A 24,012-nucleotide genomic window follows, 5' to 3' on the forward strand; every position below is an offset into this window, starting at 1 on the left:
GGATGATGCCTTTAATTGCAGTTGGGATGATTCTTGCACCTTATATCGAAACAGCTGTGAGTGCACAACAGGTATTTGCTGAAGCGCAGACAGCAGAGAAACAAACCGTGCAAGAAGAAGCAGAAATAGACTTGGAAGTGTTATTAGATGAAGATTACGCAAAGGTGGAAGGAGGTTATATTGAAAAAGAAAATGCCTTAGAATGGACGATTCAATTTGAAAAAAAGGCCAGCACGAATGAAGGACGGATTCGACTAGCAATTGATACAGCAGCTGCTGGAATTGGCACGGTAAAAAATGTTCGCGGACAGGGACTTTCTTCTTATGATTCAGAAGGTACAGATTTGAAGACAGAAGAAATTTCAGGTGAAACTTGGTATGTTGGAAAGGTTTATTCGACAGAAGCAAAGAGCGGGACGCTGACTTTCGAGACAGAAAAAGGGACAGAAATCACAGATGGGGAACTTCCCTTGCAAGTTGTCGTAGATGAAAAAGTGCAAGAAGAAAGCGCCGATGAAGAAGTAAAAGAAACAGATAAAGAAATAGAAACAAGTAAAACAGAAGACAACGCAACACAAAACACCACAGATGAAAGCGTCCAAAATGAAGATGCTGAAAAAACAAACACCACAGAACAACCCAACGAAACAAGTGAAGTAGAAAGTCAAGGAACACCATTGGTTAGAAATCAAAGTCCGCTGTTTGCGGGTATCCTTGAAAGACTTGGCCCCACAGCAACAAATGATCCTTACAAATATATTTATCCAACAGATGGAGATACACAACACCGTTACCCATATTTTGCAACAAATGATTATACGAAAGTATTAGCTGGTGGACAAGAATCTGCTACATATACTGGTGATAAGGGTGAACTATATGAGAATGGCAATGACGAACCAATTTCAGATGAAGAATATCAAAGTGGCGGAGCCAATTGGCGTAATTATAACTATGCAACTGACAATGGTTCAACAGCAGGAACTGGCGAAACAGATACACGCGCACCGACAGTTCAACTGTGGGGAAATGATCGAACATTTGCAAATAGTTATTTAGACTATAGTGGTGCTTATATTAAAAAATGGGTAGAACCTGTTTTGCAAGAAAGCACTAGTAGTGAGATAAACTCAGAAGACAATACCACGCTATACAACGTTTATCTTGATGTGATTGGTGGAGAAAACCGTGATGTTCACCCAGTTGATGTGGTTTTCGTATTAGACAAATCAGCAAGTATGAATGAAACCACGGGTACAAATAATAACCAATCAAAAAATAATGCTTTAGTAGAAGCCGTTGAAGAACTCAGTCAGAATCTACTGTCCAACCCAACAATGGATGCACGAATCGGAATGGTCAATTTTTATTCCAATGGCAAAGCGGGAATCAATTCGAATGTAACAGCAATGACAAATGATATTAGTAGGCTAACTAACCAAGCGAGTAACAATGCGCTATACAAACTACCCAGTGGCGGAACACCTCTTTCATTGGGACTAAGAAAAGGCTATGAAGTTTTATACGCAAATAACGGTGGTAACGAGAGAAATCCAGAAAAAATCTTAATCGTTATTGGAGATGGTATTCCAACGTATAGTTACGGACCAGTTAAAAGTAATGGTAATGTTATGTCAAGTAAGGTCGTCACGACAACAGTGAATAATATTGAACCTTTCAAAAATTTTGAAACCTATTCTGGAAATACATCAGGTGCAGGTTTTGTTGGACCTTTGACTTATCCAAGTGATTTTAATCGACCGTCTGGCGATCAATACACTGGTGGTGAGGTTAAAGATAATGAAAGTACATCGCTTTGGGTTGGTGATGGTTCAGCAAATAATTCGACAACTGGAGCTGCGAGTACAAAAGAAAAAAGTGCAGCAATTAATACAGTTGCTTATCATCACTGGTTAAAAAATAAGATGGCTGATCCACCGAATATTTTCACGATTGGTCTAGGAATTGATGGTTCTGTTAGTGGCCGTCAACGATTAGATGCGATTGGTCGGAATGTGTTACAAAATATTGCTGATTCCAAAGACGACGGGACCTCGTACTATTACAATGCAAGCAATAAACAAGATATTGTTACAGCGCTAGAATCGATTTCTTCAACATTTACAAAAACAATTCGTCAAGCAACTTTGTATGATGAAACTGGTTTTAATGTTTCCTTATTTAATGGCGGAACATCGGCTGAAATCAACTATTATCATCTTGATAATAACTCGGAAGGTAGCGTTCGCTATCAAGCACCGGAACTATGGGATGAGGAAAAGCATGGACAAAGGCCAGCTGATGTTGTAGCAATGCCGACTAGTTATCAAGGACGAGATAATCATGCCTATAAATTTTCACCAATTTCGTTGGGTGAAGGCGAAATGGTACGAATCAAGTATCAAGTGAAACTAGATGGTGGTGCCCAAGATGGGAATTTCTACACCGTCAATAACTTAGCTTATATCCAAAACCAAGAGGATTACGAGAATGATGTTGAGTCAGGGAAAATGTTTTTCCCAGCACCGTCGATTCGTTTTGAACATCCTGACCGTAATCTACAGATTAAGAAAACTGGAGAAGATGGACAGCCATTAGCAGGTGTGTTGTTTGGCTTATATGATGCAGATCCGAGCTTGTCTGAAGCTAATTTAATTGAGCAAAGTCGAACGACAGATAATGGACAAGCTATCTTTAATACGAAGATTGATGTACTAAGTGATGGAGAAGACGCTACTAGTGATGTTTATTGGGTGAAGGAAATTGACGGACCTGAAAGGTATGAACTAGTAGAAGACGCCTTGAAGTTCCAAATCAAAAAACATATCGCAAAACCTGGTGAATCATTAGGTCATTACGAATTAACTGTGGCAGGGACTTCAGGTAACCGAGTAAGCGAAATCAATGATACCGAAGGTGATGATCCTGATTCTTATTTTGAAGGAAGTCATCATAAATTATCAGTCGTTCAGAAGAAAAACGAATCAGAAACGGACTTTGACGAACTATTTGTACAGTTAGAAATGAAAAATGAGTACAAACCTGTTCAACTAAACTTGAAAAAGGTAGCCAAAGAAAGTCGATTAGCAATCGATGGTGCTGAATTTTCTCTTTATGAAACGAATGGTTCGGGGGAACTTCAAGGGAAGCCTGTGGCAAAAGGCGTTTCTGGCGAAAGTAAAGATGCTACTAAAGGAACGTTGACTTTTTACGAGATTGATGACACCGGAACGTATGTGTTAGACGGAAATGGACAAAAAAAAGTCTATTCTTTAGCCAAATCAGGCAGCTTTGTTCATTCTGGCGATGGTTATCAATATGTAGAATATCGAGTTGTTGAAACAAAAAATCCCGCGGGGTATCAAGACCCAGTGGAAGAAGAGGATTGGTTATTACAGATCCAAAATAATGATCGGATCCGATTAAAACAAATAAATGCAGCAGATTGGACATTCTTGTCTTATACCGTTGATGAAACTGATAATACGTTGTGGATCGAATTTGAGGTTGAAAATACCTTCTTATATCGAGAAGTTCGCGTGAAAAAATTAGATGCGAATGATCAGCTGTTAAATGGTGCAGGATTTACGATTACAAAAGAAAATGATGCATCTTTCCCCGCTTACCGTGCCTATACAGGGAATCCGTTAGAGCCAAACACGGAACGACAAGCGGATGGTATCGGTTATTTCTACGCCTATCGTTACCATACTGAAAAATATGCTGATTTAGACTATGACATACCGCTGAGATTGATGCCAGGTGAATACACAGTTACAGAAAGCGTTGCACCAAGTGGCTATCAATTATCCAATAAAGTCTTTCAATTTGAAGTGAATGAAGAAGGTAATTTTATTGTTGATGGAATAAATCTTGATGAAGAGTCAGCTCAATCCCCAACTGGCTACCAAATGATTGACGATATTTTAGAATTAACTTTAACGAATGACTTAGCTCCAATAGATTTGACACTGGAAAAATTAGACAGTGTAACCAAGCGGAAATTGGAAGGTGCAAGTTTTAGTATTGAGAAACAACTAGATGATGGCTTCGAGTTAATTGAAGATGGTTTGGTGGTGAATGAAGATGACTTAGCCACTTTTGTTGCCAAAGAGTTAACAGCTGGTAATTATCGAATTATTGAAACAGAGGCACCAGAAGGTTATCGAAAATTGCCGGGCTATTTCTTGTTAACCATTAGTTACCGAGAACAAGCAGCGCTAGATGGGGATTCAAAAGTCATTCCTGGAAAGGAAAAGGGAAGTTTGAAAGCAGAAATAGCTTATTATCCGACAATGGATGCAAGCTCTCCGGCTGAAACAAAGGAACTTACTTATGAATTGATTGATAACGAGAGAATTGCGTTGTCAGTTGAGGTAGGTAATGATACGGAAAATCCACTTCCAGCTACAGGCGGTCAAGGTAGGCAAATCTTTATGCTGATCTCAGCAATTTTAGTTGGCTTGGCTGGAATAGTTGGTGGAAGTTACTTCTATTATCAAAACAAAAGAAAGAAGGGATTAAAATGAGTCGCAAACTGTTAAATCTAGCTGGTGTGATACTAACGACTCTTTCTTTTCTTTTCATTCCGATGACAATCGTTCAGGCACAAACCAATGATGAAGTTGAGATTATTTTGCATAAGCGCATCATTCGTGATGTGGATTACAGTCAGGAAAATTTTGAGATGTATGAAAATGATGGCAAAGAAATTGATAAGAAGACGACGGATGTAGATGTCATCACACAAACAACGCCATTGAATGGAGCAAAATTTCAGGTGTATGATCTGACCGAATACTATGGTAAAGCAGATAATGGGACAGCAAAACAATTTGTGCAAACCATGGCGGGCTACAGTTTCCAACAGATTGATACATTGATTGAAAAAGAAGCAATTCCATTGGTTGGCACCATTCAAACACAAGATGAAGGTGAAACAAATGGAAAGTATGGCGGAGGAATCGGCAGAATTCGTCTTCCGCGAAAGAGTAACGCCCAAGATGCGGTGTATTTGTTTGTTGAACAAGAGACAGATACGGGGAGTGGAACGAATCTGGCTAAAGATACATTGACTACTCCTCTAGCCGTTGTTTTACCAATTATGGATCCAATGGACACAGCGAAGGAACTACAAGAAATTCATTTATATCCCAAAAACATTGGCTATTTACGAGATCCTTATTTCTTTAAATATGGCCGAACGAAGGGGACAAATGGAGAAGGTACTCCATTAGCAGGAGCAAAATTTGTCCTGTATAAACTCGAAGATGGGGAAAAACTTTATCTGACAGCTGATTCTACTAAAAGCTTTAACAGCAAGTGGGAGAAAGCAAAGAATAATGAGCCATTAACAGACGAAAATATTCGTAAATATCAGTCAAAAGACAATGGGTTAGTCGACACAGATGGTTTGCTTCTAGCGCCGAATACTTATTATTTTGAAGAAGTTCAGAGTGTTGAAGGGTATGAGATTAACGAAGAAAGTAAAAAAATCGAGGTGAAAATTCCTGCTTCATGGGTTGATGATGAAGGAAACGAAACCTTTGTAACTGTTGCTGGGCAAAAAATGTTGGAACTGCATTCAGGAAAAGTACCTGAGGAGGCAAAAGAAAGTGCAACACCGCGCGTTTATAATGAACGACAAAAAACACCTACAAAAGATTCAGAAGAAACGACGAATATTGGGGATAACCCGCCATTCAGTAAGTTTCCACAAACAGGTGCAGTTAAGACAGGGGCGTTTTTGCTTGGCGTCATGATTCTGGTAGGCGTTGGGTATTACTTGCGAAGACAAAAAACAACTAAAAAAGGTTCATAGGAGGAAAAAATGAAAAAATTTTGGAAAGTACTAACGATTATGGGGATGCTTGCCCCACTGTTTCAAGGATTTGGGACTAGTGTTGATGCAGCAGAAGTAGAAACGAAACCAGAGGAAGTAACGATTACGCTACATAAACGTAGTTTCTCATCACTGCCTGCTGAAGTACCTAACAATGGACTCGAGGATAATGATTTTGGTGGTGATCCGTTACCAGGTGTCGACTTTAGTTTGTTTGATGTCACAGACGTCTATTATGATTTGCTAAAAGACAATCCAACAACAGTTGAAGCAGATGATGGAATGACCTCAGCAGAAGCAATCCAATTGATTCAAACTGACCTTACGAGTGAATGGTTCCAAGATTACCAGTTGACAGCTGAAAAAACTGTCACGACAACTAGCGTGGGTGTAGCTGAATTTAGTGAATTAGAAGTTACAGAAACAACAGGTGAAAAACGGGATAAAGCGTATCTGTTTTTAGAAACATATTCGCCAGCTGCTATTGCCAAAGTGGCAACACCAATGGTCGTTTTAATGCCAGTGATGATGCCGAATACAAATAATCCAGGGCAATGGTTAGACACATATAATGATGATATTCATTTATATCCAAAAAATGAAACACAAGAGTCTAGTAAAGTCATGAATATTGATCCTTCTGAATTACAAGAAATCGAATTAAGCGATGGGTCGACAATTTCTTACGCGGATTTAGAAAAAGGTCATTTGATCAATTATACGATTACTGCTCCGATTCCTTACTTTATTGATTCAATAAAGGCGGATGAAACACCAGTAATCAACAACTTTATCATTGAAGATAAACCAACTGCTGGCTTAACTTACTTTGATCAAGAAATGGTTGTGACAGCAGGGGCGACAGAACTAACTTTAAATGAAGATTATACATTGGAAGAAGTAGACAATGGATTCAAATTAACAATCTTAACAGAAAAAGATGGTAAGGCTAACAAAACTACATTAACTAAACTTGCCGCTTCACGTGGGGGACAATTAACTGTCAACTATGCGATGAAACTTACAGCAACAATCACGCCGGATGACCTACAAGATAATACGGCGAAAATTGCGATTGGACGCGGTGATGCGTACGACTACTCAGAAGATGTGACGCCACCAGAAAAAGTAGCAACAGGAGGCCGTCAATTTGAAAAGTATGATGCATCAAGTAAAGCGAAACTTGGGGGAGCAGAGTTTGAGTTATGGGATGCAGCAAAAGAAAAATATGCTGTTTTCTATAAAGATGGGGCTGCCCTAAGTAGTTATCAGAACGATGCAGATAGCGTTGAATGGGTTGACGATCAAACAGGTGCCACTAAGTTTGTTTCTTTGGTAGACACTGGGAAATTTGAAGTCCAAGGATTAGAGTATGGGACTTATTACATGAAAGAAGTGAAAGCTGCTGACGGCTACGCATTACCAGCTGGGGCTGCTGCGTTTACAGAGTTTACGGTAGAACTTGGAAGCTATAACGGTTTTGACGAAATTGGGCAACCAACTGATGTAGAAGTTCCTAATACGAAAAAAGGTGCTTTACCTTCAACTGGTGGAAACGGAATTTATCTGTTCTTGCTAATTGGTTCATTCTTAATGCTAGCTGCTTATGGTGGGTATCGTAAATTAAAAAAACCAACAGAAATTTAAGGACATGAAGAGTGGGCGATGATAACTGATGTTAAAGTTGTCGTTGCCCATTTTTTTAATTAATCAAACGTTGGCGAAAGAGGTGAGAGATAATGAAGAAACTGACAAAAAAAGAAAAAAATCAAGCGCAAGAAGAGCCGCTAGGTCTGTTTTTAAAGGGCAGTGCTTTGACGTTGTTTTTGATTGGTTTCTTTATTTTTTTGTATCCATTTGTTGTTGATTCGTTGAATAATGTAATTGACCAAGCTAGGCTACAAACTTACCAACGAGAAGTTCGCCAAAAAGGAGAAGAAGAACAAAAAAAACGGCTAAGCAGTATGGCAAAAGTAAATCAACAGCAACGCGAACAAGGCTTGCTGATTGGTTCTGAAAAATTAGAGGATTATTTCTCAAAGAGTTTCCAAAAGAAAGAGGGAAAACAAAACCAACAATTGAATAATCATTTAATTGGAAGCATCTATATTCCTAAAATCAACGTTAGTCTGCCAATTTTTGATCAGACGAACGAATTGTTTCTGGAAAAAGGAGCGACTTTACTGCAGGGAACGTCCTATCCAATTGGTGGGAAAAGTACACACGCAGTGATTACAGGACACAGTGGTTTGCCCGAGAAAAGATTGTTTACCGACTTAGAGCAATTAAAAATCGGCGATCAATTTTATATTGAAACGCTGGGCAAAAAACTAGCATATGAAGTTAGTCAACTTACGGTTGTTTTACCAACTGACGTGGATGCCTTAGCTATCAAAGAAAATGAAGATTTAGTGACTTTATTGACATGCACGCCTTATGGGATAAATACGCATCGTTTATTAGTTACAAGTAAACGGATTCCTTATGAGGAACAGCAGGCGCAATCAGCGGAAAAGCGAGTAGCAACGTATCATATCAGCAGGTTTATTTTACTTGGGCTGATCTGCTTGGTTCTTTTGACTAGTGTTAGTCGTTGGTGTTGGCTAAAATGGAATCAGATAAAAAGTAAAGATTTTTATTATTCCTTAGCGTTTTCACTTTTTGTAGACGGTCAACCAAAAGAAAATCAACCTGTGTATCTTACTGATTGGAATCAACAAATAATCATGGATGCACAGGGACAACCTGTTCAACAAAACAGTGATGCGCAGGGACGCGTTTTATTTGAACAATTGCCAGGGGGACGCTATAAAGTAATCATCAAAGAGAAATCAAACGAACAGATTGTAAAAGCGAGCATCAACAATTATAAGAAGTTAGTTTTTGTGTTGAAAGTGAAGCATTTTGGCAACTATCGTCTGAAAAAACAAAATAAGCAATTTATTTTGTGGAAGAAAACGAAAGAATATCATAAATAAAAACAAAAAAAGACTGGAAAAATTCAGTCTTTTTTTCGTATCTATTTATGAATCAGAAACAAAAGTAAAATTAGGGAGTCATGAGTGTGGAGAAATAATCTGTTTTATCTGCTTCAGTAATTGTTCGCAGTATGCGACAGGGATTTCCAACAGCAATGACGTTTGCGGGAATATCTTTTGTAACGACACTGCCAGAGCCGATAATTGTATTTTCGCCAATGGTTACGCCTTGATTCACCGTAACGTTTGCGCCTAGCCGAACTTTGTTGCCAATTGAAACTGGTTTCGCATAGCAGGCACCAGCTGCTCTTTCTTCTGGGTCAATTGCGTGATTGGTAGTAAAAATCCCAACACGTGGTCCAAATAAGACGTCATCACCAATTCGAATTTCTGCACCATCTAGTAAGATACAGTCAAAATTGCTATAAAAACGTTCGCCAATATGAATGTGTTTGCCAAATTCGCAACGAAATCCTAGTTCGAAAAAAGCAGATTCTCCAACAGAACCAAGTAAGTCAGATAGAATCTTTTTTCTGGCAGGTTCATCTGTCCCGTAGAGGTTGTTGTAAGTCAGAAGTGCCCGCATTGTTGTTTGGCGAGTCTGAATCAGTGTGTCAGTTAAATCGTTGTACATCTTTCCGGATTGAATAAAATCAAGATAGTTCTCTTTCATAATGCACCTACTTTGTTTAGTTTGGTCTTTCTTTCAGTTAAGCATAATCTGATTACAAAGACAAACAACTTTGTTAGTAGAAACTCGTGGATGAACATTCATACTGACCCGCGTATCATGGGAACGCATCTACGTGTTGTAAAAGGTATATGCTTAAGTCAAATGTTTATTGGTGGTACAATTAATGGCAGAGTGAATCGAAAAGTGAATTAAGGTACGCTAGTTTTTTATGATGAAAGTTGGTGAGTGAGATGCTACGTGAGGTATTAGTAAAAGATGCTGCGGCATTAGCTACAATCAATGCTGATGATCTGGGCTATGAATTAGACAAACAACGTGTTCAAGAAAAAATCAGAGAATTTCAGCAAGATTCATTGCATCATTTTTTTGTCGTTTTCGAAGACTCGAATGAAGAAGTAGTCGGCTATGTTCACGCAGAAGTGTATGCGACATTGTATTCGGAAACGATGTTCAATGTCTTGGGCTTAGCTGTAGCAAAAAGAGCACGACATCAAGGAATTGCAACTTTATTGATGACTGCATTGGAACAAGAAGGAAGACGGCGGAAGTATGCAGGGGTTCGACTGAATTCTGGTGAAGAGAGGAGGGGTGCTCATCAATTTTATGAAAAGTTAGGCTATCAAGCAACAAAAAGCCAGAAACGTTTTATAAAGTATCTTTGAAGTTTGAAGATGGGTTTTAAAAGCATAAAAAATGAGAGGCTAGGATCTTACAGTTTCCTAGTCTCTCATTGATTTATTGGTTGCTACAGGAAAACAACATTTATTCAAACATTTTTTTCGCTGCTCTTGCAAGTGTTGGTATGTCTTTATCATAACGTGGTGTTTTGACAAGACGTGACATTGGGATTCCAGCAAAATGGAACGCGGCAATCTCACCAGAACGAACAGCACTTTGTTCTGTAAAAATCATTTGATAAGGTTGTTCGACAAATTCACCTGTAAAGGCAAGATTTGTTGAATGTTGTGGAATAACTTTTGGTCGATCTGTTTTTGCACGATTATTGAACAATGCAGAAGCATATGGCATATACACTGGAATGTTATTAATAACACTAGCAAAAATTTCTTCTTCTTTTTCTCTGATATTTACTGGACCAGGGTCAACTTTTGAGAGTTGTCCAATCAGTTCTTGCAGCATTTCTCGACCAGTCATTTCAATGTAAGGCTTATTCACAAATTCACCGTGACGACGTGGGTAAAGGAAGTAGCCCCAAATAACCGTTTCGTTTGGTTTTTGTGAAGTAAAGTGTGGTTGATGATGAACCACGATCGACATATTGACATCTTTATGTCCTAAAGATGTGATTGGCGTTGTTGAAATAAATGAATTTAATGCATTGCCAGGTTCTTGAGTTGTGATTCTTGCAATTTCATTCAACAACAAATGATTTTTGGTTGTTAAAGTAAAGCTGACCCATTCACTAGTGTCTCGATCAGCGAAAAATTTATCAGGATTTCCTAGATTATAGAAACGTTCACTTGCTTTTTTCCATAAACTTGAAGCGGCACCATAGTCCATATTTTCGGCAGCAGGTGTTTCGTAATCGCCCAAAGTTGCTGAGTCAGTGATTGATCCATTAGTAAAGATAACAGCTGTATCGTCGTCAACAATGACATGTTCTTTTTCGTTTGTTTCTGTATTGATCATTTCTAAACCAGTCACAGTGATTTCATCTTGCATAGGTGTTTCTTTGAATTCCCAATCAGTGACTAAACGATTTAAGATAATTTGACAACCTTGATCTTTTAAATAATTGATTAGTGGTAACATAATACTTTCGTATTGATTGTAGCGAGTACGATTGACCCCTACTAAATGTTCGATTTGAGTAAATTCATAAATCATTTGGTGCATGTAACGACGAAGCTCTTGAGCAGAACTTTGAGTACGGAAAGCAAAAGTTGTTTCCCACATGAACCAGAAATTCGTTTCAAAGAAATGAGGAGAGTCCTTGAAGTATTCAGCAATTGTCACGTTGTCTAATTTTTCTTCTTCTGAATCAGGCATCGAAATTAGTTTTGTTAAGAGCAAGCGATCTTTATTGTTGAATCCTAATTTTCCACCATCAATAATTCCTTTTCCGCCTTCTAACAGACGTGCTTTATCATATGTCCGATGCTTGGCATCGAAATCGCGCGTGTCTTCGGCTGCAGTCATCCCTGGCTCTGTTGCAGATGGAATTCGGCTGAGCAAATCCATCAAGTCAACATAAGTTCGATAGTTGAGCATTCGACCACCACGAGCGATATACCCTTTTGTGTTTTCCATCGGATGATTTTTATTCCAGTATTCATCTGTGACAGTGTCTGTCGGTGCCCCATCATTTGCACCATGGTCATCTAATGAGTAAAAGGTGATTTGATTTCCTTGCCATTTTCCTTCTTGAATTAAATACACAGCAGCAGCCATATTGGCAATGCCTGCCCCGATCATGATTGCTTTACTTTTTTTCATTGTGATTCTTCCTCCAGTACTTGGCTTTGGCAACTATTAAATGATGATTGGACGACTAGATTGATTCATATTCGTCATATAAATGACTATCGTCTTCAAAGAAACCAGTTTTCTTTCCAACGATCAGTGCGCCAATTGCTAGTACACCTAAACCAATGCTTAATTTTATTAGTTTTTTGTTCATAAGAAAATCCTCCTTTATTTCTCGTGACATCCTTCTTATGCTTTAAATGATAGACCCAATTTTTGAAACAACCAAATGATACGCGTGCTGAAAAAAAGATTTTTTGACAAGTTTTGTTGTCTGTCTAATTTATCAAAGCAATATGAAAAAGAATTCTTTTTTGTTTTGATTGGACGAGACCTCTTGCATTCTTTACAATAAAGTTATGGAGAATGGAAGAGGTGTGATAAGCGATGTTTGATGAAACGTTTGTTTTCTATTTAGAATGGGCTATTTTTATTTTAAATATTTTTTCCATTTTAATTTTGATCGTGGGAATATTTTTGGTGCTTAAAACGCTGTTTCAGTTTCACTCAATAAGAAAAAGTTATGCACAAAGAAATCAACGCAATGCAGAAGTTAGAAAATTGTTGGCTAGTTATATTTTATTGAGTTTAGAAGTTTTAGTTGTAGCGGATATCGTTGAATCGATTATTCGACCAACTTGGGCAGACATTTTGAAGTTGGCTGTGATGGTTATCATTCGAACAGTGATTTCTTATTTCTTGAACAGGGAAATTTCAGATAAAAAAAACGAGCAAGGGGGAGTGAAGGATGAAGGATATGTTGAGTGAACAATTCTTATCTTATGCACAATACCTCGTTTTAGGATTTAACTTTTTTGCTATCTTATTGTTGTTGTGGGGAGCGGTATTATCTGCAAAAGATTTCTTCTATTTTTCATTTGATAAGCAATTAAATAAGCAAGCAAAAATCAAAAAGAATACCGAAGTTAAAAAAATGTTAGGTGGCTACATTCTTCTAAGCTTAGAAATTATTATTTCTGCTGGAATCATCGAGTCGATCATCAAACCAACGTTGAAAGATATTTTTCAACTAGCGGCATTAGTAGGGATTCGCACGATTATTTCTTATTTCTTGAATGAAGAGTTGGGTGCTATTCATCCTTCTGAAAACGAAGAATGAATAGCACGTAAAGGAAACCAGCTAATAGATGAAATAAATGAAGATGGTTGAATTATTTTCACGAGTGGAAGTTTCTTTTAGTGTAAGTCCAAGACGAATTACTTGAACCTATGAAATCAAAAAAAGTGAGCCAAAACATTTTTCTGTTTTGGTTCACTTTTTTGGCTGAATAAAAATAACTATATAATTATTTGTTTAAAGTTATTTTAAATTCAATAAAGGTTTTGTTTTTTATTTTTTTGTTCTTATTTTAACAAGATGGATAGCCAATTGTATATTCATTGAAAAGGCTTGCTTGTGTAGTGGGTAGTGGTATAATTTAAAATGGTTAAGTAGCAATTATTTGTTCTAAAAAACAACAAAATATTTTAAAAAAGAGTACAAAAAAAGCACCGAATACAGTGCCAAAGTTTGTTTACGGACTAAGCCTTATTTTAACTTGCTATGTTGTTTTGAATGCTACCAACAAATATATTTTATCACATATTCGAGAATACACAACAGAAATATTCTTTTTATTTTTTACAAGGATCGTTACAGAAGAAAATCCGGGAGGGGTAAAGATGAAGAAAAATTACACGATTGGCCTTGATATTGGAACAGCAAGTGTCGGGTGGGCAGTACTGACAGAAGATTATGAGTTGATAAAACGAAAAATGAAAATTTCGGGTAATACACAAAAAAAAGCAGTCAAAAAAAATTTTTGGGGTGTTCGCTTATTTGAGCAGGGTGAAACAGCTGAAGGACGCCGATTGAAACGAACGACTCGCCGAAGAATCGCTCGACGCCGTCAACGAATTCAATATTTGCGTACAATATTTGATGAAGGAATGAATCAAGTTGATGCGAATTTCTTTGCTCGTTTGGATGAGAGCTTTTCTATCATAGATGAAAAAGAAAATGAACGTCACCCGATTTTTGGAAATGTAGCAGAAGAAGTAGCTTATCATGAACAGTTTCCGACGATTTATCATTTACGTGAGCATTTAGCCAATTCCTCTGAGCAAGCAGATCTACGTTTGGTTTATCTTGCACTAGCGCACATCATTAAATTCAGAGGACACTTTTTGATTGAAGGGGAGCTGAATACAGAAAATTCTTCTGTTTCTGGGACGTTTGAACAGTTTATTAAAGTCTATAATGAAACATTCAACGTTGAAAAAGCATTGGACTTAACGGTCGATTTAGACGGGATTGCCGAGCAAAAAATCTCTCGCATGAAGCGAGCAGAACTGATTTTAAGTTTATTTCCTGAAGAAAAAAGTACAGGAGACTTTGCTCAATTTATCAAAATGATTGTTGGAAATCAAGGGAATGTCAAAAAAACATTTTCGTTGAATGAAGACGCTAAAATCCAATTTTCAAAAGAAGAGTATGAAGAAAATTTGGAAACGTTACTTGCTGAGATAGGTGAGGATTTCCGTAGTGTATTTGATGCAGCAAAAAGTGTCTATGATGCGATTTCGCTAGCCAATATTTTGAAAGTAACGGATGCTACGACACGTGCCAAATTATCAAGTAGTATGGTTGTGCGTTTTACAGATCATAAAGAAGATTTAAAAACATTGAAGCGATTTGTTCGTGAAAACTTACCAGACGAATATGATGATCTATTTAAAAATAAAAAAGTAGCTGGGTACGCAGGGTATATCGATGGCAACGAGACACAAGAAGCATTTTACAAATATTTGAAAAAAACGTTGGCGAAAGCGACAGGCGCGGAAGGTTTCTTAGCAAAAATGGAGCAGGAGGATTTTTTACGCAAACAAAGAACTTTTGATAACGGTGTGATTCCTTATCAACTTCATTTAGAAGAATTAAAAGCAATTATCAAAAATCAAAAATACTATTATTCATTTTTGGATGAAGAAAAAATTAGTCAGCTCATGACATTTAGAATTCCTTACTATGTAGGTCCGTTGGCTAAAGAAAAGGGACAGTTTGCTTGGCTAACGCGAAAAGAAACGGGGAAAATCACACCTTGGAATCTGAATGAAAAAGTAGATATTGAAAAATCAGCAACGGACTTTGTGGAACGGATGACAAACAGCGACTCTTATTTGCCAATGGAAAAAGTCTTGCCTAAGCATAGTCTGTTATATGAAACATTTACTGTTTACAATGAATTGACTAAGGTGAGATACATTGATGATAACGGGCGTGCACAAAATTTTTCGAGTAAAGAGAAACGGCAAATCGTCAATGAGTTATTTAAACAACAACGAAAAGTCAAAAAAGAAATGCTAGAGGCTTTTCTGAAAAATGAGTATGGCATTGAAAATCCAAAGGTTGAAGGAATCGAAAAATCTTTTAATGCAGGTCTGGGGACATATCATGATTTAATCAAACTGGGGATCCGCCCAGAGTTATTTGAGCAACCAGAACATGAACAACAATTTGAACAAATCGTGAAAATATTGACTGTCTTTGAAGATCGTAAAATGCGCCGTAAACAATTAGAAAAGTTCTCCAACATATTGACTGAAGAAGAACAAAAGCAATTGGAACGTAAACATTACAAAGGCTGGGGACGTTTATCTGCCAAACTGATTCATGGTATTGTTGACCAAAAAACACAGAAAACGATTCTCGATTATTTAATTGATGATGATGATCTACCGAAAAATCGTAACCGTAACTTTATGCAATTAATTAACGATGAAAATCTATCTTTTAAAGAAGAAATCGAAAAAATAGCTTTTGATAATGACAAGAGCACAGAAGAAATCGTACAGGAACTAGCAGGTAGCCCCGCGATCAAAAAAGGTATTTTACAAAGCTTAAAAATCGTGGAAGAAATCATTGATATCATGGGAGAATTACCAACAAATATTGTTGTAGAAATGGCGAGAGAAAACCAAACAACTGCTCAGGGAAATCGTGCTTCGAAAGCGCGCATGAAATATTTAGAAGAATCCATCAAAAAATTAGGTAGTAGTATTTTGGAAGATGAACCGATTAACAAAGACGCTAATTTACTAAGAAATGATCGTTTGTTCTTGTATTATCTGCAAAATGGGCGTGATATGTATACCGGCAATGAGTTAGACATTAACAACTTATCTTCCTATGATATCGATCACATTATTCCCCAAAGTTTCGTCAAAGATGATTCAATCGACAACCGCGTGTTGACTACCTCTAGCATGAATCGTGGAAAATCAAACACGGTACCTGATGAAAGCGTAGTAAAAGATAGACGCGCTGTATGGGAAAGACTTTTGGCTTCTGGTCTAATCAGTAAAAAGAAATTTAGTTATTTGACGAAAGCAACCAACGGCGGTTTGACTGAAGAGGACAAAGCACATTTCATTCAACGTCAGTTAGTTGAGACACGCCAAATCACGAAAAATGTTGCCCAGATTTTACATCAAAAATATAACAATGAACAATCATCCGAAAAACCAGTTCGTGTGATTACGTTAAAATCTGCTTTAGCAAGCCAGTTTCGAAAAGACTTTTCGTTATATAAAATTCGTGAACTCAATGATTATCACCATGCACAAGATGCTTACTTGAATGGGGTTATTGCTCAAGCTTTATTGAAAGTTTATCCGAAACTTGAGCCTGAATTTGTTTATGGTGAATACCAAAAAGTTTCGATTCGTACCCTTAACAAAGCCACAGCTAAAAAAGAAACCTATTCAAATATCATGAAATTTTTTACAAACGATGAGGTGTTAACGAATACCGAAACGGGCGAAGTCCTTTGGAATCGTCAAAGAGACATCAAGACAATCAAAAAAGTGATGAACTATCATCAAATGAATATTGTAAAGAAAGTTGAAATACAAACAGGTGCGTTTACGAAAGAATCAATCTTACCTAAAGGACCTTCGAAAAAATTGATTGCTAGAAAAAACAATTGGGCACCTGTCAATTATGGCGGGGTTGACAGTCCAACGGTGGCGTATTCTGTTATTATTACTCATGAAAAAGGAAAAGCTGCAAAAGTTGTCCAACAATTAGTCGGAATCAAAATTTTAGAACGTCAAGCGTTTGAACAAGACGAAGTCGCCTTCTTAGAAGAAAAAGGCTTTATCCATCCCAAAGTTCAATTGAAGCTACCAAAATATTCTTTCTATCAATTTGCTGATGGTCGTCGCCGCCTATTGGCAAGTGCAGAGGAATCACAAAAAGGCAATCAAATGGTCTTGCCAATGCATCTGATTGAATTGCTATATCATGCGAAACACGTGAGCGATTCTAGTAGTAAAAGCTTGGAGTATTTGAATGAGCATCGCCACGAATTTGCTGAATTACTAGAAGCAATTTTACAATTCACTGAACAATATATTGATGCGGGAAAAAATCAGAAGAAAGTCCGTGATTTATATGAAAAGAATCAGGATGCTGATATGAGAGAACTAGCTTCTTCATTTATTCAGTTACTTCAATTAAATAAACAAGGCGCACCAGCCGATTTCAAATTCTTTGGTGAGACTATTCCACGTAGAAGATATAAAAATACGGCAGAAATAGTTGATGCAACATTTATTAACCAATCAATTACAGGATTATACGAGACTCAAAGAAGGTTGGTCTGAGTTAATGGGTTGGCGGACAGTAGTAGTAAATACGCATTCTAAATTGACTTACAAAAACAATCATCTAGTTTTTCGGACATATGATCGACAAGAATTGATCCATCTGTCTGAAATTGATGTTCTCTTACTGGAAACAACAGACATTACGTTAACTACCATGTTAATTAAACGTTTGATTGATGAAAATATTCTGATTCTTTTTTGCGATGATAAGCGTTTGCCTATTGGTAAATTGTTATCTTTCTATGCACGTCATGATAGCAGTTTACAATTAGCTCGGCAGTTGGAATGGGAAGAAAACAGAAAAGCGGAAATTTGGACCGAAATCATTTCACAAAAAATCTTGAATCAAAGTCAGTTGCTAACTGGCTTTGATCTTCAAGAGAAAGCAGCTTCACTCCTCAACTTGCAAAGCGAGTTAGAAATTTTTGATCCAAGTAATCGCGAAGGCCATGCCGCAAGAATCTATTTCAATGCCTTGTTTGGTAAAGAGTTTACACGTGAGGCGGACAATGCAATCAATGCCGGGTTGAATTATGGCTACACGTTATTATTGAGTATGTTTGCAAGAGAGGTTGTTCAAACAGGTTGCATGACGCAATTTGGATTAAAGCATGCGAATCAGTTCAATGATTTCAACTTAGCAAGTGATTTTATGGAACCATTTCGACCGTTAGTTGATCACATCGTTTATGAAAATCGACATCAGGAATTTCAAGTAATCAAGCGATCACTATTTGATTTGTTTACGAACAACTATCCTTATCATAACAAAAAAATGTTTTTGACCAATATCATCAATGATTATACGAAAAAAGTAGTGAAATCACTAAATAAAGAGATAGAAGGGGCGCCTAATTTTAGGATATGAGCTATCGTTATATGAGAATGATTTTGATGTTCGACATGCCGACAGAAACTGCAGAAGAAAGAAAAATTTATCGGAGATTTCGGAAATTCTTGCTTAGTGAAGGCTTTATTATGCACCAATTTTCTGTTTATAGTAAGATTTTGCTGAATAACACTGCCAATACTGCTATGATCAATCGCTTGAAGCAACATAATCCTAGAAAGGGATTGGTAACAATTTTGACGGTTACGGAAAAACAATTTGCACGAATGATCTATTTGACAGGAGAACAGGATACTTGCATTGGAAATTCGGATGCAAGGGTCGTTTTTTTAGGAGAAGCACATGATGAATCTAAACTTTAAGCTACTTGATGAATCGTTAAAATTAAATTTATCAACGATTTTAGTAGTTGAAGATGTAAAAACTTACGCACGTACCGTTGAACAGTTTTATCACTATGATGAGATGAGCGAACTAAAATTGTTTGATAAAAATCAAAAAAATCTCAAAGAATCTGAACTGATTTTGATAACAGATATCTTGGGGTATGAAGTAAATTCACCTGCAACATTGAAATTTATTTATGCAGATTTAGAAAATCAGTTGAATGAAAAGCCAGAAATCAAAACCAAAATTGATCGTTTGTCGATGGAAATTGCCAAAGTGATGCAACACGAATTGTTAGAACATGCGCTAGATCTTGAAGAAGATGAGTTGACCCTCATGGAGATATTTAAGTGCTTAGGAATACGGATTGAAACGAAAAGTGATACCATTTTAGAAAAAATGATTGAAGTAATCCAAGTATATCGTTATCTAGTGAAAAAGAAGCTATTGGTATTCGTGAATGCTTGTTCTTATTTAACCACGACAGAATTACAAACATTAATTGACCATATTTCTTTATACAATGTAGATGTATTATTTTTAGAACCTCGACCAATTGAGGGTGTTGCACAACAAATTCTAGACCAAGATTATTTTTTGACAAGAAGATAACAGATAGGACTAATTTTTTCGTTCTTTGACAAGTAAATCAAACCAATGAAGCATTCAGGCTGAAGCCTTGCTATGGGCGAATAGTGCGATTACGGAACCTCAAAAATTTGAGCCGAGGTTTTTAGAGCTATGTTGTTTTGAATGCTTCCAAAACTGAAATGATATAGTCATTGACAGCGTATTTGTTTTAGAGCTATGTTGTTTTGAATGCTTCCAAAACTACTGCCACACGTTCAATTATGAATGCACTGTTTTAGAGCTATGTTGTTTTGAATGCTTCCAAAACTCAAATTTAAACGAGGATATTAGCAGATTAGTTTTAGAGCTATGCTGTTTGACGGACAAACTCATCTGTTTCTGAAAGCAAGCAGTACACATTCATACGATCAAATAAAAAAAGATGTAACAAATGGAAAAATAACAATGATTGAAGATGCAAAAAATTTTGAAGGAAATCCAGTGGTGAGGGTTATAGCACAAACAAGTAAAGAAGATGTCGGAAAGAGTGACACGCTAGGACGAAGCGATTTCCAGTTCCTAGGTGCTAATACTGAATGATTTACACCGCTACTTAGCAAATAGATAGGCAAAAAAAGTGTAAAGGAAGTATTTATGAAAAAGGTTGTTGTTACACTCATAATAATAACTACCCTTGTCGTAGGATTTCTTTTCGTAGGCGCTAAACGTACAGAAAATCTACTACAAAATAAGGTTGAAAGTACCACTACAAGTGATGAAGAGGCAAATGACAGTTCAATCCAGTTCAAAATTATTGATTCAAATAAAAGAGATTTGGGAAAAATGATTAACCTGAATAAGTTAGACTCAAATGAAATCTGTTTTATCTTTGATTATTTGCCTTTCGATTATTATACTGGTCTTTATTTGGATGGCGAAGAGGTCCAGCAACCAACTGGTGCCACTAAACTGGAATTTGGTTTTTATTTGGATGAGGACAAAAATAGTCAGTTTTTGAAAAAAGGGAAACACAAGATTGATATAAAAATAGTTGGAACTAAAGAAGATAGTAAAAAAAGGCAATATTTTGAAGAAATATCTTTTGAATATTCCATACAATAATGCTTTAGAGCTATATTGTCTTGAATAGGTACAAAGATTATTTTTGACACAAATCTGAGGGGAATGCTAGAGATTGTGAAATTTTGTTAATTACTTTAAGTTTTTTTGCTACAAAAACTCATGATTCATGAGCTTGATAGGATGATCCTCTCTACTATATACATAATGTTCACCGAGAATAGATAAAGATACGATGTCACTGGAAAATACTTGATATAATCAGAGAAGTAACGAGTACAGATTCAAAGTAGGGAGACTTGAGACTTTTAAATAAACTTCATTTGTTGTTTGAGTTGCAGGTTGATCGTTTCTAGCGTAAAGTTTGCTCTTGTGATTGTATTTCTGATTTTTACGATAATCATATTAGGGACAGTTTCATAAAATTCATAAAAATTAATACAAAAAATCCTACAAATACAGTGTTTTTTACTGTGATTGTAGGATTTTTTTGCTTATTATAAAATGAAAAATCGAAGAGCTGCTAAAGAGATCATCCCTACGATGACAATTACTAGTAAGTTTTTAGAAATGATTGCACTGATTACTGTTGGCAAGGAAGCAAGTAAGTTTTCCCAGTCAATGCCTGGAAGATGTCCCAGGTTTTGAATGAATAAACTATTGAACCATAAGGCAGACATGATAACGATTGGTACGAAGCTCAAAAATTCTGCTACGGGTTGGGAAAAGTTCATTCGCTTAATAAAAAGAAAAGGTAAGACTCGTGATAACCAAGTCGCTAAGCCGCAACCTAAAATAGTAAAAAAAAAATAACTAGTAGAATACATGTTTCATCATCACCCCAAATCCACAGCCTAAAAGTGTTACCACAATAATTAATAAATTACTTGGTATAAAGATTAATCCAAGAACGATTAATACGAGTGTAAATAGAATAACGGAAAATTGCAGAGAAAGAGGTAATGTCCGATCTGAGATTACCTGAAGATAAAGCAGGCCAATAAACATCGCAACAATTGCAAAATCAAGTCCGAGTTGTTTGGGATCGTTAATAAAGTTACCCATCAGAGCACCAATCATTGTTGCTCCAACCCATGTTAAATAAGAAATAATATTTGCTGTATTGAGCCACTCAAATGATAGCTTTCCTTTACTAAAATTCAATTTGTTCATTCCCAACGCAAAACTTTCATCTGTTAGTAGTGTTCCTAGCATCATATTTTGTGCTAATGTATTTTCTTTCAAATAATTTGCTAAGGTTGTACTCATTAAGATCATACGTGAGTTGACTAGAAAAGTGGATAAAATAATTGATAATGCAGGGCTTGAAACAGTTAGCATGCTGACAGTGATGAATTGTGCAGAACCTGCGTAAACAAAAGCTGAGAGCATGAAAATAACGAATAAATGAAGACCAGCAGCGTGTCCAACGACACCGAATGCAATGCCAATGCCGATATACCCAAAAACAGTAGGCAAAGTATCTTTAATGGCTGTTTTATAATCTAATTGTCCGTTCATCCTTTTTCTCCTTTCTTGATGTGCCACTAAGCATAGCAGAAAACTTATTGAGTTTCTACTTGTGTGTCAAAATAAATACTTGGAAATTTTCTCTAAAGTTTTGTCAAGAAAATTGAAACATTTAGTTAAGCGTAAACGATTGCGTTAGACTGAGAGTAAGTGATTGTATTTTTTGGAAGGAGAAAAGAAGTATGAATGATTTAGAGATGTATCGCAGGCTATTAGCGATTGCTGAAGCAGGATTGTACTATGGAAAAGATGAATTTGACAAAGAGCGGTATCAAGAGTTAAAGAAGCTTTCTTTGGAGCTACTGAGCAAGGTGGGGAAGGAGTCCGTTGACGAGCTAGCTCAATTAACAGAAAGAAATGAAGGATACCCGACACCTAAAGTTGATGTTCGCGCGTATATTAAGGAAGAAGCTAAAGTGTTGCTGGTTGAAGACAAAAAAACAAAAGAATGGGCGTTACCAGGTGGTTATGCCGAAGTAGGTTTGTCTCCAAAAGAAAATATTCAAAAAGAAGTATTAGAAGAAACCGGATTAATTGTTCAAGTGAATGATTTATTAGGTGTTTTTGATACGAATTTGAGAAAAGATATTCCGCAAGTCTATCAATATTATAAACTGATTTTTAGTTGCTCGATTATCAAAGGTTCTTTTGTTGAAAATAACGAAACTTCAAATATGGCTTTTTTTGCATTAGATAGCTTACCTAAACTGTCGGTAAAACGAACAACGAGAGAACAACTAGCGTATTTGCAGCAACAAGAGAACACTTATTTTGAGTGAAGTAATTCAAACCATTGAGTCAAATCAATTAGCAGATGAGCGGATTGATTTGGCTCTTAGTTAATCAAAATAAATTGTTGCATTTACAACAAATAAGAGTAAACTAGAAAATAAATAAGTGAAAAGAGGGGTTTAATTGGTAGAGATTCTTCGAGATATTGGTGTGATTGCTCGAGCATTGGACTCAATCAGTAATATTGAATTCAAAGAAGTTGATTTGACACGTGGGCAGTATCTTTACCTGGTTCGAATTTGTGAAAATCCCGGAATTATTCAGGAAAAATTAGCAGAAATGATCAAAGTAGATCGGACAACAACTGCTCGTGCCATTAAAAAATTGGAAAAAAACGGGATGATCAAGAAAGAGCAAGATCAAGAAAATAGAAAAATAAGACATCTTTACCCAACAAGTAAAGGAAAAACTGTTTATCCTTTGATCATTCGAGAAAATGAGCATTCAAATCAAGTTGCGTTACAAGGGATTACAGAAGAGGAAGCACAACAACTGAAAACTTTATTAGAAAAAGTGAGTGCAAACGTAAGTGATGATTGGAATTTTGTAAAAAAAGGAAATAAACGAATTTATTGAAAGGAAATCTTATTTTATATGGAAGAAATAACGCTAAAAAAACTAACAGAAGACGATGCACAACAACTACAAACAATCAGCATTGAAACGTATGTAGACACATTTGGAGAATTCAATACAGCAGAAAATATGGCGACTTATTTGGAAGAAGCTTATGAAATCGATAAGTTACGTCGAGAATTAACTACGATTGGTTCGGAATTTTATTTATTAATGGTGTCCGATATCCCAGCAGCTTATCTAAAAATTAATATTGATGAACAACAATCAGAAGAGATGCCAGCAATCTTTTTAGAAATTGAACGCATTTATGTGCGAAAACAGTTTAAACGTATGGGCCTAGGAAATCGTTTGATGGAACTAGCGATTGCTAAAGCGAAGGAAAAAAAGAAAGAAAAAATTTGGTTAGGTGTTTGGGAACACAATAAAACAGCATTAGCTTTTTATGATAAATGGGGATTTACTCATTTTAGTGAACATATTTTTTATATGGGTGATGATGCACAAACAGATTATATCTTTGTCAAAGAACTTCTTGGAGAGGATGAAAAGTGAA

General features: G+C 36.4%; 21 protein-coding genes. 16 read left to right on the forward strand and 5 right to left on the reverse strand.

All coding sequences use genetic code 11. The features are described from left to right. Nucleotides 1-5 precede the first annotated feature (5 nt). The 4 genes from AB3I20_RS09820 (at nucleotide 6) to AB3I20_RS09835 (ending at nucleotide 8,820) form a co-directional block, all read left to right on the forward strand. Nucleotides 6-4,529 (forward strand): SpaA isopeptide-forming pilin-related protein, encoded by a 4,524-nt coding sequence (locus AB3I20_RS09820; RefSeq protein ID WP_368027274.1) that lies wholly within the window; start codon nucleotides 6-8, stop codon nucleotides 4,527-4,529. Then, nucleotides 4,526-5,821: a pilin N-terminal domain-containing protein gene (locus AB3I20_RS09825; protein WP_368027245.1), complete on the forward strand. Its 1,296-nt coding sequence runs from the start codon at nucleotides 4,526-4,528 to the stop codon at nucleotides 5,819-5,821. The genes AB3I20_RS09820 and AB3I20_RS09825 overlap by 4 nt, the downstream gene beginning before the upstream one ends. 9 nt (nucleotides 5,822-5,830) lie before the next feature. After that, on the forward strand, nucleotides 5,831-7,489 hold the full coding sequence (locus AB3I20_RS09830; protein WP_368027246.1) for a SpaH/EbpB family LPXTG-anchored major pilin: 1,659 nt from the start codon (nucleotides 5,831-5,833) through the stop codon (nucleotides 7,487-7,489). Nucleotides 7,490-7,581: 92 nt separating this feature from the next. Beyond that, nucleotides 7,582-8,820, forward strand: a complete 1,239-nt coding sequence (locus AB3I20_RS09835) for a class C sortase (RefSeq protein WP_067483159.1) — start codon at nucleotides 7,582-7,584, stop codon at nucleotides 8,818-8,820. A 70-nt stretch (nucleotides 8,821-8,890) separates the two neighbouring features. On the opposite strand, the gene AB3I20_RS09840 is transcribed toward AB3I20_RS09835, so the two are convergent. Continuing rightward, nucleotides 8,891-9,493 carry a sugar O-acetyltransferase gene (locus AB3I20_RS09840; RefSeq protein WP_368027247.1) on the reverse strand — a complete coding sequence of 201 codons (603 nt, stop codon included), beginning with the start codon at nucleotides 9,491-9,493 and terminating at the stop codon, nucleotides 8,891-8,893. A 251-nt stretch (nucleotides 9,494-9,744) separates the two neighbouring features. Here AB3I20_RS09840 and AB3I20_RS09845 point away from each other — a divergent pair, with 251 nt between their 5' ends. Then, the gene (locus AB3I20_RS09845; RefSeq protein WP_368027248.1) at nucleotides 9,745-10,176 is read left to right on the forward strand and encodes an N-acetyltransferase family protein; all 432 of its coding nucleotides are present in this window, start codon (nucleotides 9,745-9,747) and stop codon (nucleotides 10,174-10,176) included. Nucleotides 10,177-10,276: 100 nt separating this feature from the next. Here the strand turns inward: AB3I20_RS09845 and AB3I20_RS09850 are convergent, their stop codons facing one another. Together AB3I20_RS09850 and AB3I20_RS09855 are read right to left on the reverse strand one after the other, a co-directional pair. Next, nucleotides 10,277-11,971: an oleate hydratase gene (locus AB3I20_RS09850; RefSeq protein ID WP_368027249.1), complete on the reverse strand. Its 1,695-nt coding sequence runs from the start codon at nucleotides 11,969-11,971 to the stop codon at nucleotides 10,277-10,279. 55 nt (nucleotides 11,972-12,026) lie between these two features. Beyond that, nucleotides 12,027-12,155, reverse strand: a complete 129-nt coding sequence (locus tag AB3I20_RS09855) for a methanol dehydrogenase (RefSeq protein WP_067483153.1) — start codon at nucleotides 12,153-12,155, stop codon at nucleotides 12,027-12,029. A 233-nt stretch (nucleotides 12,156-12,388) separates the two neighbouring features. Between AB3I20_RS09855 and AB3I20_RS09860 the strand changes: the two genes are divergently transcribed. The 8 genes from AB3I20_RS09860 (at nucleotide 12,389) to AB3I20_RS09895 (ending at nucleotide 20,600) form a co-directional block, all read left to right on the forward strand. Continuing rightward, nucleotides 12,389-12,769: a DUF1622 domain-containing protein gene (locus AB3I20_RS09860; RefSeq protein ID WP_071868594.1), complete on the forward strand. Its 381-nt coding sequence runs from the start codon at nucleotides 12,389-12,391 to the stop codon at nucleotides 12,767-12,769. Then, nucleotides 12,750-13,121 carry a DUF1622 domain-containing protein gene (locus AB3I20_RS09865; protein ID WP_067483149.1) on the forward strand — a complete coding sequence of 124 codons (372 nt, stop codon included), beginning with the start codon at nucleotides 12,750-12,752 and terminating at the stop codon, nucleotides 13,119-13,121. The genes AB3I20_RS09860 and AB3I20_RS09865 overlap by 20 nt, the downstream gene beginning before the upstream one ends. Nucleotides 13,122-13,684: 563 nt before the next feature. Continuing rightward, entirely contained in the window at nucleotides 13,685-17,668 is a 3,984-nt protein-coding gene (gene cas9 / locus AB3I20_RS09870; RefSeq protein WP_368027250.1) for a type II CRISPR RNA-guided endonuclease Cas9, read from the forward strand. Nucleotides 17,669-17,672: 4 nt separating this feature from the next. Then, complete coding sequence (gene cas1, locus AB3I20_RS09875; protein WP_270492935.1) at nucleotides 17,673-18,539, forward strand: type II CRISPR-associated endonuclease Cas1; 867 nt, start codon at nucleotides 17,673-17,675, stop codon at nucleotides 18,537-18,539. Next, entirely contained in the window at nucleotides 18,536-18,883 is a 348-nt protein-coding gene (gene cas2 / locus AB3I20_RS09880) for a CRISPR-associated endonuclease Cas2 (protein WP_270492912.1), read from the forward strand. Before cas1 ends, cas2 begins: the two co-directional genes overlap by 4 nt. Further along, nucleotides 18,867-19,520 (forward strand): type II-A CRISPR-associated protein Csn2, encoded by a 654-nt coding sequence (gene csn2, locus AB3I20_RS09885; protein WP_270492934.1) that lies wholly within the window; start codon nucleotides 18,867-18,869, stop codon nucleotides 19,518-19,520. The genes cas2 and csn2 overlap by 17 nt, the downstream gene beginning before the upstream one ends. A 423-nt stretch (nucleotides 19,521-19,943) precedes the next feature. Beyond that, complete coding sequence (locus AB3I20_RS09890) at nucleotides 19,944-20,078, forward strand: hypothetical protein (protein WP_256869189.1); 135 nt, start codon at nucleotides 19,944-19,946, stop codon at nucleotides 20,076-20,078. A gap of 54 nt (nucleotides 20,079-20,132) precedes the next feature. Further along, entirely contained in the window at nucleotides 20,133-20,600 is a 468-nt protein-coding gene (locus AB3I20_RS09895; RefSeq protein WP_270492911.1) for a hypothetical protein, read from the forward strand. 455 nt (nucleotides 20,601-21,055) lie between these two features. On the opposite strand, the gene AB3I20_RS09900 is transcribed toward AB3I20_RS09895, so the two are convergent. Both AB3I20_RS09900 and AB3I20_RS09905 read right to left on the reverse strand, forming a co-directional pair. Continuing rightward, complete coding sequence (locus AB3I20_RS09900; protein WP_368027251.1) at nucleotides 21,056-21,385, reverse strand: AzlD domain-containing protein; 330 nt, start codon at nucleotides 21,383-21,385, stop codon at nucleotides 21,056-21,058. Continuing rightward, a complete protein-coding gene (locus AB3I20_RS09905) occupies nucleotides 21,372-22,079 on the reverse strand; it encodes an AzlC family ABC transporter permease (RefSeq protein WP_368027252.1) in 708 nt (235 codons plus the stop codon). Before AB3I20_RS09905 ends, AB3I20_RS09900 begins: the two co-directional genes overlap by 14 nt. A 191-nt stretch (nucleotides 22,080-22,270) precedes the next feature. Between AB3I20_RS09905 and AB3I20_RS09910 the strand changes: the two genes are divergently transcribed. The 3 genes from AB3I20_RS09910 to AB3I20_RS09920 all read left to right on the forward strand — a co-directional run bounded on the left by AB3I20_RS09910 (nucleotide 22,271) and on the right by AB3I20_RS09920 (nucleotide 24,011). Beyond that, nucleotides 22,271-22,867, forward strand: coding sequence for an NUDIX hydrolase N-terminal domain-containing protein (locus AB3I20_RS09910; protein ID WP_067483134.1), 597 nt, complete (start codon nucleotides 22,271-22,273; stop codon nucleotides 22,865-22,867). Between the two features lie 136 nt (nucleotides 22,868-23,003). Further along, the gene (locus AB3I20_RS09915; RefSeq protein ID WP_067483132.1) at nucleotides 23,004-23,456 is read left to right on the forward strand and encodes a MarR family winged helix-turn-helix transcriptional regulator; all 453 of its coding nucleotides are present in this window, start codon (nucleotides 23,004-23,006) and stop codon (nucleotides 23,454-23,456) included. A gap of 18 nt (nucleotides 23,457-23,474) precedes the next feature. After that, on the forward strand, nucleotides 23,475-24,011 hold the full coding sequence (locus AB3I20_RS09920) for a GNAT family N-acetyltransferase (protein ID WP_067483130.1): 537 nt from the start codon (nucleotides 23,475-23,477) through the stop codon (nucleotides 24,009-24,011). The last annotated feature ends 1 nt before the right edge of the window (nucleotide 24,012 follow it).

The organism is Enterococcus sp. C50, from assembly GCF_040887505.1.
Lineage (GTDB): Bacteria > Bacillota > Bacilli > Lactobacillales > Enterococcaceae > Enterococcus_B > Enterococcus_B thailandicus.